Below are 16,980 nucleotides of genomic sequence, written 5' to 3' on the forward strand. Positions count from 1 at the left end.
GTGTTCAGTTTAGCTAATTGGGTATTAAAATGTTTTATTATAAAATCAACGACACATTAAGCCTAACCTTGGTGCATTCATCATTTGCCAGTCAAATGATTGACATTGTTAATACCCAAAAAGATTATTTGGGCAAATGGCTACCGTGGGCGAATAATTTTAGTGAAAATAGCTATCGTGAATTTGTCAAATTTGCTTTACACCAATATGCCGATGACAAAGCCATTCATACCCATATTATTTATGATGATAAAATCATTGGAGCGGTGAGTTTAAATAACATTTATCATCATCTAAAAAAGGCAGAGATTGGCTATTGGCTACACCAAGAATATCAAGGGCGTGGTATCATGACCCTTGCTGTGCGTGCGATTATGGACATTGCCAAACATACCTATGGCATGGATGTGGTGGACATTAAGGCAGGCGAACATAATGCCCCAAGCCGACAAGTCGCCGAGCGATTGGGATTTGAGTTTTGTGGTATTATTGCCAATAATGAAAACGTCAATGGCGATATTATTAACCATGCGGTTTATATGTATCGGTTTTGATTTGAAAATAATGGGGTAAAATATTTTTCTTGATTTACTAAATGAAATTTTATTTATATATTAACAGTTAAATTTTAAATGAATTGGATATTTTAAATTAGAAGTTATCCAAATAAAAAATCATGGTAATTATTTGCCAGCCCTATTTAACACCTAAAATAGAGAAAAAGTTATGCCAAATTCAACCAACGTTAAAACCCTGCCCAAACAACTCATTGAAATCCCAGAGATGAGACGGATTAACACCGTGCATTTTGTCGGTATCGGTGGGGCAGGTATGTGCGGAATTGCCGAAGTGCTTGCCAATCAAGGCTATACGGTTACAGGCTCGGACATCAAAGAAAGCGTGGTTACCAAGCGTTTAGAGAGTCTAGGCATTACGGTGTTTATCGGGCATGATTCGTCCAATATCAAAAACGCTGATGTGCTGGTGGTGTCGTCCGCCATTGACAAAACCAATCCCGAGATTCAGACCGCCTTGCAAGCCCGACTGCCTGTGGTTCGCCGTGCCGATATGCTAGGCGAGCTTATGCGATACCGCCACAGCATTGCGGTGGCAGGGGCTCACGGCAAGACCACAACCACAAGCCTGCTTACGATGATGCTCACCGAAGCGGGACTTGACCCAACTTATGTGATTGGCGGTAAATTGAACGCCTCTGGCAAAAATGCGTCTTTGGGCAGTAGCCGTTACCTTGTGGCGGAAGCGGACGAGTCCGATGCGTCTTTTTTGAGTTTGCGTCCCATGGCGAGCATTGTTACCAACATTGACGAAGACCACATGGACACTTATGGCGGTAGTTTTGATAAGCTAAAACAAGCCTACATTCAGTTTTTGCACAATATGCCGTTTTATGGGTTGGCGGTGGTGTGTGGCGATGATGATGAGCTATATGGCATGATTGATGACATTGCTCGCCCTGTGCTGACTTTTGGCTTTAAAGAGCATAATGACGTGCAAGCGGTGGACGTGGTGGTGGACGGCACTCGCACGCATTTTACCGTATTGCGTAAAGACCGTGAACCGCTTCGCTTGACCTTAAATATCCCCGGTGAGCATAACGTGCTAAATGCCTTGGGGGCGATTACGCTGGCGACCGATGAAGGCGTGGACGATGAGGCGATTGTGCGTGCGGTGGGTAAATTTGCAGGCGTGGGCAGACGCTTTGAACAGCAAGCGGACGTAAATCATGACGGGGGTAATATCCTGCTCGTTGATGATTACGGTCATCACCCTGCCGAAGTGCAAGCGACCATTCGTGCTGCCCGCCAAAGCTACCCCGACCGCCGTTTGGTGATGATGTTTCAGCCACACCGTTACAGCCGTACACGGGACTGTTTTAGTGAGTTTGTCAATGTCTTATCGCAGGTGGATAAGCTTGTTTTGCTGGATGTGTACAGTGCTGGCGAAGAGCCGATTAAGGGGGCGAGTAGCAACGATTTGGCTCGTTCACTGCGTGAGCGTGGGCAGGTTGAGCCGATTGTGCTAAGTGTCAATGACAAAGAACAAATCGCCCAAGTATTAAAAGCGGGCTTACAGCCCAATGACCTACTTATCACGCAAGGGGCGGGCAATGTGGGGCAGATTTGTTTGGAGCTTCGGGATAATAATTTGTATTTATAGGGGGCGAATATGCAAACACAGCCTATTACCAGTATCAATCAAGCGGTCAATTATATTCAATCATTGCCGATCAATCGCCAACAAAAAATGATTGATTGGATAAACGTATTTCAATCAGAAATTGAAAAAGATGAAATGAATGCCAGTCAAAAATTTTTTGAATCATGGCAAAATTGGCATGATAAAAGTGAGGTATTTTTGGATAATGATAATTCTTGGGCGGATACCAAGGATAGAAATGATATTGGGCGAGAAGTGAGTTTTGAATGAAACAGTTAATTTTGCCTGATAATAATATCTTTTCAGAATTGACCAAAAAACAACCTGACAAACATTTGAGCGATGTGCCAAAGATAGAAATAAACAGTTAATTTTGGCAATTACGGTTTGGCATGAATTGTTATATGATCTACATAATATTAAAGCCGAAGAAATTAAAAAGAAAGAGCGAATTTCTGCCTTTCTTTTTAATAATGTTTTGTCTTTACCAATGTACCACTGCACCCAAGAATGTGCCGACATTCACGCCAAAATCCGTGCCGAATGCCGAGCAAAAGGCAAAACTTTATCTTTTGCCGACAGTCAAATTGCGTCCATTGCCTTAGCCAATCATGCCATTTTGGTAACTCGCAATGTGGATGATTTTAAATATATTGACGGTTTGATGATTGAAAATTGGTTTGATAATTAACCAATAATTAACCTTGTGCAATTTGCACTTATATAGAGAATAAAATATGAACGATGTAACAAAATTTGGCAAAGTCGCTGTGGTTTGCGGTGGGTTTAGTGCCGAGCGTGAAGTGTCTTTAAATAGTGGCAGGGCGGTGCTAAATGCCCTGCTTTTAAAAGGTGTGGACGCTCATCATTTTGACCCACAAGAGACCGACATTTCAAACTTGCGTGAGTATGACCGTGTGTTTAATGTCTTGCATGGCACTTTTGGCGAAGATGGTAGTTTGCAAGGCGTGCTTGACGGCTTTAAGATTCCTTATACAGGTTGTGGCGTGCTAGCATCCGCCATTGCCATGGATAAGTTTCGTTGCCGTTTGGTGTGGCAGTCGCTAGGCTTGCCGAATGTGCCTTATGTGGTGTTGCACGATGACAGCGATTTTGATGCGGTGGAGGCAGACTTTGGCTTACCGTTATTTGTCAAACCCGCCAGTGAGGGTTCTAGTGTGGGTGTGATGATGATAGAAGAGACAGGCGGTTTGGCAAAGGCGTATCCTAAGCTAAAACAGTATCATGGCGAGATTTTGGCAGAAAAAGCGATTACAGGGGGCGAGTACGCCTGTTCGTTACTTGGCGATGATGTCTTGCCGAGTATTCGCATTATCCCTAAGGGCAAGTTTTATGACTATGAAGCCAAATACCTGCGTGATGACACGGTGTATCAATGCCCGTCTGACTTAACTGCCGAACAAGAGCGTGAAATGGGCGAGCTTGCCAAACGTGCTTTTTCTGCCATGGGTGGGCGTGGCTGGTCTCGTGTGGACTTTTTAAAATCTGATGACGGCAAGCTGTATGTCCTAGAAATCAATACCGTGCCGGGTATGACCGACCATAGCCTTGTGCCAATGGCAGCCAAAGAAGCAGGGATTGAATTTGCGGATTTGTGTGTGAAGATTTTAGAACAGACGTTATAAATAATGATGTGTTTGCCATAAAGCCTAATATTGGTTGGATTGCTGGGTAAATTATAATTTGCTTATTGATATATTAAACTAGGGCGAGTCTGATTTGCCCTAGTTTTTAAACTTATCATATATTTTAAGTGATAACAATGATTGTTTTATATTTTGAATGTTGGGATTGGTACGAATTAACCCCAACAATTTTATTGGTAAAATGTAACGCCATGTAAAAACAGTCATTTAGTGATGATTTTTACTTTAAATTAAAATAAGAATAGGGTAAAATATATAAATTTTAGCCTTGTTTAATAAAATATGTACGCAAGCGTTCATTTTTAAGCTTGTTTTAGCGATACATTTGTGATATTTGGCTATCCAATTGGGTGCAACCGTGGCAGAGATGACAGCAGACCATATCAACCATGAGCATGAGGGGCATGATGACAAGCATTTGTCAAAATCATGGCAATCGGCTTTGGTGACGCTTGGGCTGATGTTTGCCATTGGCTTTTTTGCCATGCAAACCATCGGCAAAAGCCCTGCCAAACCCATCCATGTGGAAGCGTCAAATTTGACCACACCAGAGAACCAGTCATTGATGCAGGCAATTGCCCCTTTTGGAGAAACACCTTTTTTTGGGGGTAATTTGCACCAAATCCATGACAGTGTGACAAGCTTGTCGTGGGTGGAGCATGCGACCGTACGCCGTGATTGGTATCAGGGCATTACGGTTGAGGCGGTGCCACGCAAGCCTATTGCCAATTTCGGCAGTCAAGAGATGATTGATGCTAACGGTGTGGTGTTTAGACCTGCCGATAAAGGCGATGTCATGAATCCTGATTTGGTCACATTGCATGGCTCGGCGACACAGGCAGATGCCATCATGCGTCAAATGCAGTATGTCAATCAGCAGTTTGCTCCACTTGGGCTGACGGTGGATGATTTGATATTGACACCGCGCAACACGTGGGTTGTACGTTTTCATAACGGGCTTAGGGTGGTTGTTGATGATGAGAATACCACACAAAAACTTCATCAGTTGGCACAGATTTTAAATGAGCGATTTGCTGAGCGTATCAATGACATGCAGTCGGTTGATTTGCGTTATAAAAACGGTTTTTCTATTGCGTGGCGAAATAAGAAATAAAGGCTATTTTAAAATTTGATTTATTTTATTTTTGATAGATTTTTAAAACAAGTGTTTTGACAATCTTGTTTTTGGGCAGGAGATTTCCCCTAATTTTGGTCAATTATGATACCCGACTCTGACATTCATGCGGTGATTCATCTAAGTTCCACGGCGGTTTATACTGTTGTGGGATATTTTGACGTTCATCATAAAAAAACCCAAATCATGGGGCTTGGACTTGCCAAAACGGACGCGTTTTTTGGTGGTCAAATCGTCAATCGTGAACATCTACTCAGTGCCATTCATAAGTCGTTGCGAGAAGCAATTGACATGGCAGGCGTGCAAGTCTCTTATGTCGGGCTGTCTTTTGCCAGTCCTGCGATGATGGGCGAGAATGGCATTCAAGATAAAATCATCACAGGACAAAATCCCACGGGCGACACCCTTGGACGTAAGATAAGCCATGATGATGTTCGGGATATTTTAAATGATGCCAAGGTAGGACTGGCACAAAAAGGACATAAAGACGTGCAGTTGTGCCAACAGCGTTTTTGGCTTGATGATGACCAAAGTGGCAAAGATGTTGTGGGCATGTTGGCTCATAAACTGACCGTTGGCTATCATCTTATCAGCGTGCCTAGCATGTTTTATGCCCAAATCAAGGATTTGATGGTCTCAAATAACCTAGAAGTTCATCCCATGTTTTTTGATGGGATAACCAGCAGTGAATACGCCCTAAGCAGTGATGAAAAACAGCGTGGTGTGTGCTTTATTGACATCGGTGCAGCACTCACCAAAGTGTGCCTGTACCAAGAAGGCATGCTGCTCTACACTCGCTGTCTGCCTGTGGGTGGGCAACTGGTGGACATGGACATCGCCAGTACGCTTGGACTGACTTTATTAGAAGCTGAATCTTTAAAAAAACATCACGGCTCAGCGAACGCCAGCAAACAAAGCAAAAGTGATTTTATCACGCTTAAAAAACGTCATCATGACAGCGAATTGACGGTTCATTTGTATAAACTTGCCAGTATCATTGAAGCACGTTATCTGGCACTGCTATACGAGATTTTTGATGAATTGACCGCCAAAGGACTGGACCAGTTCATGGACATGGGCGTGGTGTTGGCAGGTGGCGGGGCGGACATGAGGGATTTGCCCAGCTTGATAGAAAGACAGTTTGGTGTCAGCGTACGTCAAATGGACATTAACCCAAAGGTGGCGGTGCATACTGAACTGCTTAGCGATGATGATATCGGGCTTTTAAAAACACATCTGTCCGACCCGAAATTACATAGTATCATCGGGGCACTCATGTATTATCAAAGTGAGCAGTATGCTCGCGATGAGCGTGGGCAGTTTGGCGATTTGGATAGAGTGGGCTTTTTTGGTCGTGTTGGGCAAAAATGCCAATCATGGTTTGATAAATTAAGACAGCTACTGTGATGATATTGCGATTTTAAAGGTTAGGGTAAAAGATAATAAACGTCTATCTTGGCTACATTTGCCCATTAACAGCTTATTTCAAGCCAATCATTCACCCTGCTATTTAATATGGGGTGAATTGGTGTTATAATATCAAAATAGTTTCTATGTCAATATGATAAAAGAATTCGGAGAAATAAATGTCTAAATATGGTCTTGATACAGATGACGGTCAAGTAAACTACGGTAAAGCACGCTTTATCGTTTTTGGTGTGGGGGGCGGTGGCGGTAATGCGGTCGAGCATATGGTGCAAGAAGGTCTTAATGGGGTGACATTTGTCGCTGCCAACACTGACCGTACCGCTCTTGATAATCTGACCGTGCCACACAAGATTCAGCTTGGCTCGGAAGGTTTGGGTGCAGGTGGTAATCCTGAGGAAGGTCGCCGTTATGCCGAAGAAGACGAAGATGAAATTCGCTCGATGTTAGATGGCTATAATATGGTATTTATCACCGCAGGCATGGGTGGTGGTACAGGCACGGGTGCCGCTCCTGTGGTGGCTCGTGTTGCCAAAGAGATGGGTATTTTGACTGTTGCTGTGGTAACCACGCCATTTGACTTTGAAGGCAAAAAACGCATGAAGTCTGCCAAAGATGGCGTTAGCCAACTAACAGAGCTTGTGGATGCCATCATTACCATTCCTAACCAAAAATTGTTGAAGATTTATAAGCAAATCTCTTTTACAGACGCTCTTAAAAAAGCCGATGACGTACTTTTGCATGCGGTGAGTGGCTTGGTGCAAATCGTGGATACGGCGGATAACGTGGTGATTAACACCGATTTTAGAGACGTGCGTACTGCCATGACTGCCAAAGGCTATGCGATGATGGGTATCGGTCGTGCCAGTGGCGATGACCGTGCCAGACAAGCTGCCGAGAAAGCCATTCGCTCACCACTGCTTGATGACATTCGCCTTGAAAATGCCAAGGGGCTGTTGGTGAACATTACCGCAGCTGAGCTGATGATGAGTGAGCCTGAGGAGATTGCCGAAGCGTTGTCATCGATTGCTGACCTAGAAGAAGGTAATATCTTCTATGGCTATGTCCAAGATGAGAGCATGGGCGATGAGATTCATGTTACAGTTATCGCTACGGGTTTGACCTTGGATGACCGTCCAAAAGTCGCTGTACAACAAGCTCCGATTCAGAACCTACAAACTGCCCCCGCAGGTCATGTCAGTGCCTTGGAGAGTAGGCAGCAAGCACAACAGGCTCAACCACAGGCACAGTCAGTGCAAGCACAGGCTCAGCCACAGACCGCTCCACAGGTCAAGACACGCATTGATGTGAATAGTTACCTAAAATCACAACAGCATAATAAGTGATATGTTCTTTGTGTAAACCCTACCATCGGTGGGGTTTTGTTTTATTTGACGGTAAAAATAAACAGTAAAATGAGATAAATAATCTATGATAAAAGTGGACTTGCACAGTCACAGCACCCGCTCTGATGGCACATTCGCCCCTGCCCATGTAGTCAAGTTGGCTCATGAGATGGGCATTGAAGTTTTTGCCTTGACCGACCATGACACCACCGCTGGCATTGATGAAGCACGGCAAATGGCAAATGAGCTAGGCATGCGTTTGATTGATGGGGCGGAGATTAGTTGTCATCATCAGATGAATGGTGGCTATGGCAAAAATAAATCCACAACCAAGACTATTCATGTGGTCGCCCTTAATTTTAAGGATAAAGAGCGATTAAATCAAAAACTTAACCATTTACAAAACTCTCGGGAAACTCGTGGTCATGCCATTGTGGTAAAGATGGCGAAAATATTGGCAGACATGGCGGATTTTGCTCATATTGATGATCAGGTATTATGGCAAGCGGTATTGGGTAAGGCAAACGGCAATGCCAAAGCCGTGGGACGGGCTCATATTGGACAAGTATTATTTGAACTGGGTGTGGTGCGGACGGTGCAAGATGCTTTTGATAAATATCTGGCGGATAATAAGCCAGCTTATGTTGCCATTGATAGCTTAACCATGGGTCAGACCATAGAGCTTATCCATGAATGTGGTGGGATTTCGGTACTGGCTCACCCCACTCGCTATGATTTGTCCGCCACTCGTGTGCGTAAGCTCATCGCTGACTTTGCCATGCTAGGTGGTCAGGCGGTTGAGTTGCCCAGCCCTAGCGAGCCCATGTCTACCCGAGCGATGATAGACAGATGTGTAGCAGAGCATGGATTCATGGTGTCGGTGGGGTCGGATTTTCATGGGGCAAACATGCCATGGCGAAAACTTGGACAAGTCGCCACACCTAAGGCGGAGCAGGTGGGAGTGTGGGAGCGGTTTTAACGGTTCTCGACCAAATTCTCACACAAAGCAAACAGCACACTGGTGGCAAAACTGCCAGTGGGCAACTCAAAGTCTAGCGTTAGACTGTCATCATGCCATTGCCAGTCAAGCTCACAAACCCTTAGACGTAAGGGGCGTTGAGCCAGTTTGACCCCGACTTTTAAGAGTCCATTTTTGATAAGCTCAAATTCATCTTGTGCCAATACCGCCTGATAAATGCGTAGGCTCTCATCGGTATTTTTTGGCTCGCCCACCCCAAACAGTGGGGCGGTGGGATGAATGTCCTGCTCTGATACTCGTCGAATTATCTCATCGTCAATGTCGGCACAAAAAATAGAACCCGCCCCGTCTAGGTTGAACACATCTCCTGTCACTGCCTTATTCCAACACCCAAGCCGTACTCGCTCACTAAGCAAGGCATTAAACAGCATGCTTCTGGCGGATGACACATATAGGCTGTGCTTATCCATGTCTTTTTTAAAGGGCTTATAAGGCTTGGCAGATGAGAGTATTTTTTCAAAAAAGGCTTTGGCTTGATTGATGTTATCGCCATCACACCCAAAGCGTTGCTCGCCAAAATAGTTTGGCACGCCTGCCTGCTTGATATGAGTAAGCTGTGCATTGATGGCGGATATCTCACCTGCCACTTGTCTTAGCGTAATGGTAAAGGCATTGGCTTTGTGCGTGCCACGGTGGAGTTTTTTGTCGTGCCAGTGATGAGCGATGAGCGTTAGGCTTTCACCCTCTTTTAAATGGTTTTTGACACACTCATCAAACTCTAATGCAGGCATACCACGCTTGGGCAATCTTAGGCTAAACCATTGATACGTCTGGGCATGGCGGTCTTTTAGTCCCGAGTAGCCGACATCACGCATGGCAATGCCCGCCCAGTCCGCCAAAAGTTTGGCAACAAAGGCGGTGTTCATACCGACTTTGCAGACATGCACCCACAAATGCTCGCCTTGCCCACTAAAATCAACAGTCATCAGCTCTTTGACGATAAAATCAGTAGGATAAGTCTTAAAATCAGCCGAGATGATGGCAGGAGCAAAAGGGCGATGTAGGGCGTGATGAGTCATGACAATTCTCTTAAAATTTAGGGCGTGACTGCTTATAAATTGAAAAACGCTCAAGCACAGACTCGAGCGTTTGTATTTTAGCATGACTGTCAAGTGTTGCCAATTATTCTACCACATAGACAGTACGGTCACCTTATGGCTGTACAGGGCGATTGTTGCCGTTGTAGAGCTTGCCAAGGTTATTTAGCTGTTCGCTGTCGGCACTGATTGGCTTGGCTTTTAGTAGCCATTGCACTTGCTCTGAGCATGGTGGGGTAGTAAGTGAGCCGTTATAGGCATAAGTTTTGCTGTCTTTGAGCATGATGGTGGAGACATCAAAGGTGGAGAGTATGCCTTTATATTTGCTGTCTTTGGATAGGTCGGTTAGGATTCTGCCAAGATTGATATTGGTCGCCCCCTTTTCTACCAAGACGCCAACCACCGCCAAACCGCCATTGGCATTTTGATGAACAAAGTGAATCTCCAACGGATAAAACGCATTCATCACGGTGTGTTCACTAGGTACATGGTAGTGAAATTGTAGCAATTTATAGTCCACGCCATTGACATTTAGGGCGTTTTTGTCATCTTTGACATTAAAGACGATGGTGTGACCGTTGTTTTTAACTTCAAAATCGCTGGCGGTGTAGCTCGGGGTTAGGGTAAAGTTGCCTTGTGAGTCAGGGCGTGGCTTGACTACGGTGTCGATGTTAATGGGTGACTGCTCTACGACTGTGCCACACAGTTTGTTCACTTCTAGGTCGCCCCATTTTTCTATATGGGCATAGTCCCAGCCGTGGTCATGGTCGTGATGATGGTCATGGCTATAAGCATGAGCGTGTTCAGGCTTGACGCTTTGGGTGGTGGTACAAGCAGATAAGGCTAGGGCAAGTACGCTGATGGCAAGAGTAGGCTTTAACATAAGAGATTATTTTGAGCAAAATTAAAACAACTGTCTTTGGTTAAAAACTCTTACATTATATCCTAAATTTTACCTATGCGTTACCCATTTATCCCATAAAAAAACATCTCGCAACTTAATAGCAATAAATAGAAGTAAAAATGTTATTATATATCAATTCATTATTCATTAATGATACATATCTCAACCTCCATTCCACTTATTTCAGTACCTTATTTTCAACTTGACATAAATGACTGATTTGTCAAGGGTAAATGTAATTCACCCCTACAATTCAAAAAATAATTATTAAATAATCAATAAGTTACTAGGGCATGTTGAACATTGATAACATTTTATAAAACAAGATGAGAATTTGACAATATCAATCAATTTTTGCATGAAAAATGGCTATCCGACCACTTAATCATGTAGATTTTTAAGATTTTTAAAACTTAATCTCTTAAAATTAAGCGGTCGGATTGTTTTTCATAATAAAAACTTGTCTGATAGAAAACTCACAGCCTTTGTTTTTTCCTTGAAAAACGTGCGATTTTTCTTATTTTTCATTGCAAATACCAATGTTTAACACGCCCTATTTTAATTTGAGATTGGAGTAAAGAGAGTAAATCTAAATCTACCCTCTTAATGGATTAATCTGCCCAATCAACCCTTAACGGCTTTACCTTTTAATTGCATAAAGGCTTGTTCTACACGTTCGCTGTGGTCACGGATTTTTTGTTCCACTTGGGCGAACTGTTCTTTTAGGTATTCATCAGCTTCATGCAAGCGGTTGGCAAATTCGGTGCGTTTTAGCTCCATGGATTTGGCTTTTAGGGCGTGCCATCCTTCCACGGTATTGGTAAAGGCGTCGTATTCGGCACTGATTTTGTCTTTAAACAGCATGAGTTTATCATCTAAGGACAAATCCCCACCTGCAATGCGAGCTTCGGCACGTTTAAACTGCATGGTGACTTCGGCGTGCTTGATGGTTAGGTCATCGACCGTTTTTAGCTCTTTGGCAAGACCGATTTTGGATAAGCCTGCGATGAGCCATTTGGTTGGGTCGTATTGCCACCATTTGACCCCGTTACGATAGTCGTATTGGAAATAATGATGGTAGTTGTGATAACCTTCGCCCCAAGTAAAAATCGCCAAAATCGGGTTGTCACGGGCGGTGTTTTCATCAGTATAAGGGCGTGTGCCGAACATGTGGCACAGCGAGTTGATAAAAAAGGTAAAATGATGGGTCAGCACCATACGCAGTAGCCCCACGATGATAAATGCCCCGAGCATGTCGCGAATGATAAGCCCGACAGCACTTAGGATGATGACATTGGTCAGTAGCACCCACAGTCCATAATGTTCATGTTGGTGTACCAGCACCTTGTCTTTTTTTAGGTCGGGGATGTTTTTGTAGTCGTATTGACCGCTGGGGTATTTTTTTAACATCCACTGCATGTGGCTAAACCAAAAACCACGACGTGCCGAGTAGGGGTCATCATATTCATCATCGACATGGCGGTGATGGACACGATGTCCTGAACACCAGTCAAAGGCAGAGCTTTGTACCGCTAAGGTCGCCCCGATAAGCAAAAAATATTTGACAGCGGGGTGGGCTTCATAGGACTTATGGGCAAATAAGCGGTGATAGCCTGCGGTGATAGACAGCCCCGTCCACGCCATAAACAGCGAAAAGGCAATCCACAGGGCAGGGCTGGTGTCGTGCGTCCACAGATACCACGGCACCAAAATCAAGGCGAGCAAGGGCGTGCTGATAAGAAAAACAGCAGGCACCCAGTTAATGGGGGGATTTTCAAAATCTTGGGGATTGTGTTTGGCAGTCATGGTGTTTTCCTGTGTTGCCTGTTTTGGCGTGCTATTATACATGAATTTGCTAAAGATGTGAACGCCCATACACAAAAAAATTTATTAAAAATGAACATTTGTTAAGCAATAAAAAGTGATTGTTTTTTAATAATTTTTTATCAAAATTTTGGGAATGAATGGTGTGTGGTAGGGTGGTTGTTTTTAACATATTTCACAATGTTTAAAATTTTGTTATAATTGAGAGAATTTTACATTTTTGCCCACTCAGGGAATTAAGACATGAGCAGTCGTAAAGAACAGTTTGAGCACCGAGAACGGCAGATTTTGGCGACTGCTGAACAGTTGTTATTAGAATCAGGCGATTATGATTTGACTTTGGACAGTTTGGCACGCCATTTGGATTTGGCAAAGGGGACGTTGTACAAGCATTTTGTGAGTAAGGATGAGTTACTGCTAAGACTACTCATAGAGTACGAAAAACGCTTGTATGAGATGAACGCCATCGATGACGGGGTGGGGGCGGGCGTGGCTCGCATGGTGCTACAACTGCTTTTGCGTCCACAGCGAGCGATGATGTTTCACCACCTAGAAGATAAGCTGTCATCGACAGCGTCGGGGCTAAACCGTCTGTTCGGTGAGCTGTATAAGATTCGCCGTGAACGCATGAAGCGTATTTATGAGATTGCCGAGCGGTATCTGTCTGAGCAGAACAGCACCATGGCGACCCGAGATTTTTTGGCAAGCATTTGGGCGTTGGGACAAGGCGGGGCAGGGCTGTTAAATTCTAGCTTTTATCAGCGTTATCTGGGTGACAGAGACACCTTAAAGTATGCCTTTGTCGTGCAAATGCTGGACTTACCAAAACTCTACACCCAGGACATTGTCCAACATGCTGTTAAAGACCCCAATCAAGACACTGCGGTCAAGCCAATATCGTCACAGACAAACGATGAGACGGACATTGCCCCCACCAGCGATGAGCAAGCCCCTGCTATCACGCCCAAGCTGATTAAGCCATTAACACCGCCTTTGGTGTGATTTTAATAATCAGGCAAAGCCAACTTCACGGCTGAGTGTTTCATTAATCCACTGGTTTAGGCTAATACCCTTGGCGGTAGCAGTTTCTGCGATTTTTTGATGTAACTCTTTGGGTAGGCGTGTGACAAATTTGCCACTGTACGACTGATAAGGGCTAATGCCCTGTTCTTGACATACATCTAAAAAGGCTTGCAGGGATAAAGCCCCTTGTTCATTGAGACCATCTACGCTGTCAGCATAAAAATCTGCCCCGCCATTTAATCCGATAAACTCCCCACGAAACAGTCCTAACTCACTGTCAAAAGTGATTAAGGCTTTATGATTGTTAATTGTCATTGTGTTCATGAGTCTGCTCCTGTTCGTCGGTTTGTTTGTCTGCGTATTCGTCTGTTTGGCTGTCGTCATCTAATGGTGTGATACCCATGCCATCAAGCCATTTTCTAATGCTCATAACCGCACTTTTGTCAGTATTTGGGCTTGGGTGTGGGCGATGAAAAACCATGACTTGCCCGTTTAGCGCCACAGCCATGCGTGAACCTGCTCGCTCAGAGATGTCCGCCCCTAATGCTACAAATAAGGCCTCAATGTCCTTAAATTTGATGTTGGCGGATATGGGATTTTTAAAAATGGCTTGTAGGGTCTTTTGGTGTTTCTTTTGAACGATATCATCTCATAGTATCATTTTATTATAAACCTAAGTAAAAAATAATGCAATTGCATTTACCCCTGATTTTCGGTACAATCATTCATCACCAATGACCACACGACAATTAAGGATTAATGCATGCTCACCATTCTCACCGCCAACCAAAAAGGAGGCTGTGGCAAGACATCAATCAGTCTGACCCTGGCTGTCGCCTTGGCTCATGAAGGCTATAAAGTCGCCATTGCAGACGCCGACCTCCAAAAGTCCGCCTTGCGTTTTTTAAAATACCGCCCCGATGACGTCACGCCCATCATGGGCATTGACTGGCGAGACAGCGACGACATTGGTGATTTGCCCAAAAATATGGACAAAGCTAAGCCTAATGTTCTCATCATCGATGCCCCAGGAGCGGTGGCAGGTGAGCGTGCCGAACGGCTTATTGGCGAGTGTGATTTGATGTTTGTGCCGGTGTTGCCGTCCTTTTTTGACATAGACAGCACCAAGCGATTTTTAAAGAACATCGCCGACATCAAGCGAATCAGAAAAGGCAAAGTGGACGTTCATCTCGTCGCTAACCGCATACGCCCACAGCTCATGGATGGCGGCGTGCCAAGCGACAAACTGTTGGCGATATTTGATGAGATAGGGCAACGCCCTTTGGCTTATATCAGTGAAAAAAGTGCCTACGCTCAGCTTGCCGATAACGCACTGACCATCTTTGACAAGACACAAAAGCCCTACCAAAACGCCAAAGGGCAATGGCAACCGATATTGGCACTCATCAAAAATAAGCTGTCAGTCAGCGGCAAATGTTCGAGCATGAGTACGGACGGCAGTTGGTTTTAGGTTTATTTGCCCTTTTTAATATTGGCAATTTAAATTTAACAGTCCACAAAAAATCCCGCCATAAGACGGGATTTTTATAAAGCAGATGATTATACATCTTCTTCTTTGAATTGTGGTACAGGTTTTTTGAAGCCACCGGTCTTGATGCCAAGCCAGATAAAGCCCAAGAATGCCCAGAACAGACCCACACCAAAGGTTGTGCTGTCCACTTCTAGCCACATCAAAAAAATACTGATAAAGCCAATCACAGGCACCACGACATAGCTGATGATTTGCTTAGGCGTTTTAACCATCTTATCACGCACCGCATAGCGGAAAATGACCGATAGGTTTACAAAGCTAAATGCCGTCAATGCACCAAAGCTGATTAGGTTTACCACCGTCTCCAAGCTAATAAAGCCTGCGGTCAAAGCCACACCACCTGCAATCAGAATGTTATTGACAGGGGTTAAGAATTTGGGGCTTAGCTGACCAAAGATTTTGTTGCTAATCACACCATCACGACCCATCACATACATGAGGCGAGACACGCCAGCGTGAGCCGAGATGCCAGACGCCATCACCGTTACAATGGCAAAGCCTAACACAATCGCTTGGAACGCTGAACCACCCACCAATAGTAGGATTTCGGCTTGAGTTTCGTCTACCGCTTCAAAATACAGCTCAGGGTTACTTGGCAAATAAGTCTGCATAAAGTAAGCACTAACAATAAACACCGCACCTGCAATTAGGGTGGTTAAAATCATCGCTTTTGGCAGGGTGTTTTTGACGTCTTTGGTCTCTTCGGCAAGGCTAGAAATCGAGTCAAAGCCTGTGAACGAGAAACACAAAATGGTCGCACCTGTAATTAACGCCCCCACCGAAGTCATCTCACTCCAAAACGGCTGTAAGCTCCACAGCTCATAGATGTCTTCTGGATTGGTGTTGGCGGCGTACTCTGCCATCTGCAATTTGCTATAAATCAGGTAGGTAAAGACGGCAATCACAAGCAGCTGCACTGCCACAATCCAACTGTTAAAGTAGGCAACGGTTTTTGAGCCAAAGATATTGACCACTGTCATCAGCCCCGTCAGACCAAGTACCCACACCCAGTGGTTCACTGCAGGGAATAGAGCTTCAAGATACAGCACGGCAAGGATAATGTTTACCATGGGCGAGAGCAGATAATCAAGCCAGCTTGACCAACCGACCATAAAACCCATAGACGGGTTAATCGCTTTTTGGGTATAAGTATAGGCAGAGCCTGATGATGGATAGGCACGAATCATATGCCCATAACTGATAGATGTTAGCAAAATGGCAAACAGTGCAAAAAGATAAGACATCGGCACGTGTCCACCACTATCACGGGAGACCATACCAAAAGTATCAAGCAAAGTCATCGGCTGAATATAAGCCAAACCAATGATGATGACGTGCCATAGACCAAGATTTCGCCGCAATTTTGCAGCTTGGGTAGTAACAGGTGTACTCAACGTAGAGTCCTCCAAAAAGCGTGCGTAAACGCAAAACTTCAGAAAAGGCGTTGGGGGTGCTAATACTGTTATCAAACGTACTTTTGGCAGATAAAATCTGTTAGCGGGCGTGTTTGAGATTTGATTAAGCTATCAACTCCGAGTTAAAAAATGATTGACCGAAATGGCAATCTCTTTGCAAATTTTTACAGACGTAAAAAACGGCTAATTTTACCCCAAAAATTGACCCATGCCAATGCGTTTTTAAAAATTTCATTTATATCTAACAAGATTTTTGTAACATTGATGGGTTTTTAATCAAAAAAATCCACATAAAAAGTAAGTCTTTATTTCTAAAATATGTCTAAGTTGTAAATAGTGTTATCAAGCACGCCCTAGGTAAGCGGTTTTGACATGATAAATTTGTCATGATTTGACAGAATATCGTAGGGGCAAATTGCAATTTGCCCTATCTGA

The 16,980-nt window shown here is 44.2% G+C and carries 18 protein-coding genes; 12 read left to right on the top strand and 6 right to left on the bottom strand.

Annotated elements, in window-relative coordinates; genetic code table 11:
- Positions 1-29 precede the first annotated feature (29 nt).
- The 10 genes from LP107_RS03395 to LP107_RS03440 all read left to right on the top strand — a co-directional run bounded on the left by LP107_RS03395 (position 30) and on the right by LP107_RS03440 (position 8,730).
- Entirely contained in the window at positions 30-554 is a 525-nt protein-coding gene (locus tag LP107_RS03395) for a GNAT family N-acetyltransferase (RefSeq protein ID WP_078273954.1), read from the top strand.
- Positions 555-726: 172 nt separating this feature from the next.
- Complete coding sequence (murC, locus tag LP107_RS03400; RefSeq protein ID WP_078273955.1) at positions 727-2,178, top strand: UDP-N-acetylmuramate--L-alanine ligase; 1,452 nt, start codon at positions 727-729, stop codon at positions 2,176-2,178.
- A 9-nt stretch (positions 2,179-2,187) separates the two neighbouring features.
- Positions 2,188-2,448: a hypothetical protein gene (locus LP107_RS03405; RefSeq protein WP_112742543.1), complete on the top strand. Its 261-nt coding sequence runs from the start codon at positions 2,188-2,190 to the stop codon at positions 2,446-2,448.
- Positions 2,445-2,549, top strand: coding sequence for a type II toxin-antitoxin system VapC family toxin (locus LP107_RS03410; protein ID WP_143821674.1), 105 nt, complete (start codon positions 2,445-2,447; stop codon positions 2,547-2,549). Before LP107_RS03405 ends, LP107_RS03410 begins: the two co-directional genes overlap by 4 nt.
- Before the next feature lie 26 nt (positions 2,550-2,575).
- Positions 2,576-2,869, top strand: a complete 294-nt coding sequence (locus LP107_RS03415; protein ID WP_158079641.1) for a PIN domain-containing protein — start codon at positions 2,576-2,578, stop codon at positions 2,867-2,869.
- 46 nt (positions 2,870-2,915) lie between these two features.
- Positions 2,916-3,824 carry a D-alanine--D-alanine ligase gene (locus tag LP107_RS03420; RefSeq protein WP_112742542.1) on the top strand — a complete coding sequence of 303 codons (909 nt, stop codon included), beginning with the start codon at positions 2,916-2,918 and terminating at the stop codon, positions 3,822-3,824.
- Positions 3,825-4,212: 388 nt separating this feature from the next.
- Positions 4,213-4,959 (top strand): cell division protein FtsQ/DivIB, encoded by a 747-nt coding sequence (locus LP107_RS03425; protein WP_244893651.1) that lies wholly within the window; start codon positions 4,213-4,215, stop codon positions 4,957-4,959.
- 105 nt (positions 4,960-5,064) lie between these two features.
- Positions 5,065-6,387 (top strand): cell division protein FtsA, encoded by a 1,323-nt coding sequence (ftsA, locus tag LP107_RS03430; RefSeq protein WP_078273959.1) that lies wholly within the window; start codon positions 5,065-5,067, stop codon positions 6,385-6,387.
- Positions 6,388-6,566: 179 nt separating this feature from the next.
- Entirely contained in the window at positions 6,567-7,751 is a 1,185-nt protein-coding gene (gene ftsZ / locus LP107_RS03435; protein WP_029102327.1) for a cell division protein FtsZ, read from the top strand.
- A gap of 85 nt (positions 7,752-7,836) precedes the next feature.
- Positions 7,837-8,730, top strand: a complete 894-nt coding sequence (locus LP107_RS03440) for a PHP domain-containing protein (protein ID WP_078273960.1) — start codon at positions 7,837-7,839, stop codon at positions 8,728-8,730.
- Here LP107_RS03440 and truD read toward each other — a convergent pair.
- The 3 genes from truD to LP107_RS03455 form a co-directional block, all read right to left on the bottom strand.
- Positions 8,727-9,809: a tRNA pseudouridine(13) synthase TruD gene (gene truD / locus LP107_RS03445; RefSeq protein WP_078273961.1), complete on the bottom strand. Its 1,083-nt coding sequence runs from the start codon at positions 9,807-9,809 to the stop codon at positions 8,727-8,729. The genes LP107_RS03440 and truD overlap by 4 nt on opposite strands.
- Positions 9,810-9,942: 133 nt before the next feature.
- Entirely contained in the window at positions 9,943-10,710 is a 768-nt protein-coding gene (locus tag LP107_RS03450; RefSeq protein WP_112742541.1) for a carbonic anhydrase, read from the bottom strand.
- 645 nt (positions 10,711-11,355) lie between these two features.
- Positions 11,356-12,537 carry an acyl-CoA desaturase gene (locus LP107_RS03455; RefSeq protein ID WP_078274027.1) on the bottom strand — a complete coding sequence of 394 codons (1,182 nt, stop codon included), beginning with the start codon at positions 12,535-12,537 and terminating at the stop codon, positions 11,356-11,358.
- 261 nt (positions 12,538-12,798) lie between these two features.
- Between LP107_RS03455 and LP107_RS03460 the strand changes: the two genes are divergently transcribed.
- The gene (locus LP107_RS03460) at positions 12,799-13,557 is read left to right on the top strand and encodes a TetR/AcrR family transcriptional regulator (protein WP_078273963.1); all 759 of its coding nucleotides are present in this window, start codon (positions 12,799-12,801) and stop codon (positions 13,555-13,557) included.
- 9 nt (positions 13,558-13,566) lie between these two features.
- On the opposite strand, the gene LP107_RS03465 is transcribed toward LP107_RS03460, so the two are convergent.
- Together LP107_RS03465 and LP107_RS03470 are read right to left on the bottom strand one after the other, a co-directional pair.
- The gene (locus LP107_RS03465) at positions 13,567-13,902 is read right to left on the bottom strand and encodes a type II toxin-antitoxin system HicB family antitoxin (protein ID WP_078273964.1); all 336 of its coding nucleotides are present in this window, start codon (positions 13,900-13,902) and stop codon (positions 13,567-13,569) included.
- On the bottom strand, positions 13,883-14,221 hold the full coding sequence (locus tag LP107_RS03470; RefSeq protein ID WP_115369225.1) for a type II toxin-antitoxin system HicA family toxin: 339 nt from the start codon (positions 14,219-14,221) through the stop codon (positions 13,883-13,885). The genes LP107_RS03465 and LP107_RS03470 overlap by 20 nt, the downstream gene beginning before the upstream one ends.
- A 120-nt stretch (positions 14,222-14,341) precedes the next feature.
- Here LP107_RS03470 and LP107_RS03475 point away from each other — a divergent pair, with 120 nt between their 5' ends.
- Positions 14,342-15,049 (top strand): ParA family protein, encoded by a 708-nt coding sequence (locus tag LP107_RS03475; protein ID WP_264675942.1) that lies wholly within the window; start codon positions 14,342-14,344, stop codon positions 15,047-15,049.
- Between the two features lie 89 nt (positions 15,050-15,138).
- On the opposite strand, the gene LP107_RS03480 is transcribed toward LP107_RS03475, so the two are convergent.
- Complete coding sequence (locus LP107_RS03480) at positions 15,139-16,524, bottom strand: APC family permease (protein WP_078273966.1); 1,386 nt, start codon at positions 16,522-16,524, stop codon at positions 15,139-15,141.
- Between the last annotated feature and the right edge of the window lie 456 nt (positions 16,525-16,980).

The organism is Moraxella bovis (assembly GCF_025985205.1).
In the GTDB taxonomy this organism is placed as follows: Bacteria; Pseudomonadota; Gammaproteobacteria; order Pseudomonadales; family Moraxellaceae; genus Moraxella; species Moraxella bovis.

Bases quoted from the DNA above. Each gene is read 5' to 3' on its own strand.
- LP107_RS03395 (WP_078273954.1), top strand. From the start codon at position 30: ATGTTTTATTATAAAATCAACGACACATTAAGCCTAACCTTGGTGCAT.
- murC (WP_078273955.1), top strand. From the start codon at position 727: ATGCCAAATTCAACCAACGTTAAAACCCTGCCCAAACAACTCATTGAA.
- LP107_RS03405 (WP_112742543.1), top strand. From the start codon at position 2,188: ATGCAAACACAGCCTATTACCAGTATCAATCAAGCGGTCAATTATATT.
- LP107_RS03410 (WP_143821674.1), top strand. From the start codon at position 2,445: ATGAAACAGTTAATTTTGCCTGATAATAATATCTTTTCAGAATTGACC.
- LP107_RS03420 (WP_112742542.1), top strand. From the start codon at position 2,916: ATGAACGATGTAACAAAATTTGGCAAAGTCGCTGTGGTTTGCGGTGGG.
- LP107_RS03425 (WP_244893651.1), top strand. From the start codon at position 4,213: ATGACAGCAGACCATATCAACCATGAGCATGAGGGGCATGATGACAAG.
- ftsA (WP_078273959.1), top strand. From the start codon at position 5,065: ATGATACCCGACTCTGACATTCATGCGGTGATTCATCTAAGTTCCACG.
- ftsZ (WP_029102327.1), top strand. From the start codon at position 6,567: ATGTCTAAATATGGTCTTGATACAGATGACGGTCAAGTAAACTACGGT.
- LP107_RS03440 (WP_078273960.1), top strand. From the start codon at position 7,837: ATGATAAAAGTGGACTTGCACAGTCACAGCACCCGCTCTGATGGCACA.
- truD (WP_078273961.1), bottom strand. From the start codon at position 9,809: ATGACTCATCACGCCCTACATCGCCCTTTTGCTCCTGCCATCATCTCG.
- LP107_RS03450 (WP_112742541.1), bottom strand. From the start codon at position 10,710: ATGTTAAAGCCTACTCTTGCCATCAGCGTACTTGCCCTAGCCTTATCT.
- LP107_RS03455 (WP_078274027.1), bottom strand. From the start codon at position 12,537: ATGACTGCCAAACACAATCCCCAAGATTTTGAAAATCCCCCCATTAAC.
- LP107_RS03460 (WP_078273963.1), top strand. From the start codon at position 12,799: ATGAGCAGTCGTAAAGAACAGTTTGAGCACCGAGAACGGCAGATTTTG.
- LP107_RS03465 (WP_078273964.1), bottom strand. From the start codon at position 13,902: ATGAACACAATGACAATTAACAATCATAAAGCCTTAATCACTTTTGAC.
- LP107_RS03475 (WP_264675942.1), top strand. From the start codon at position 14,342: ATGCTCACCATTCTCACCGCCAACCAAAAAGGAGGCTGTGGCAAGACA.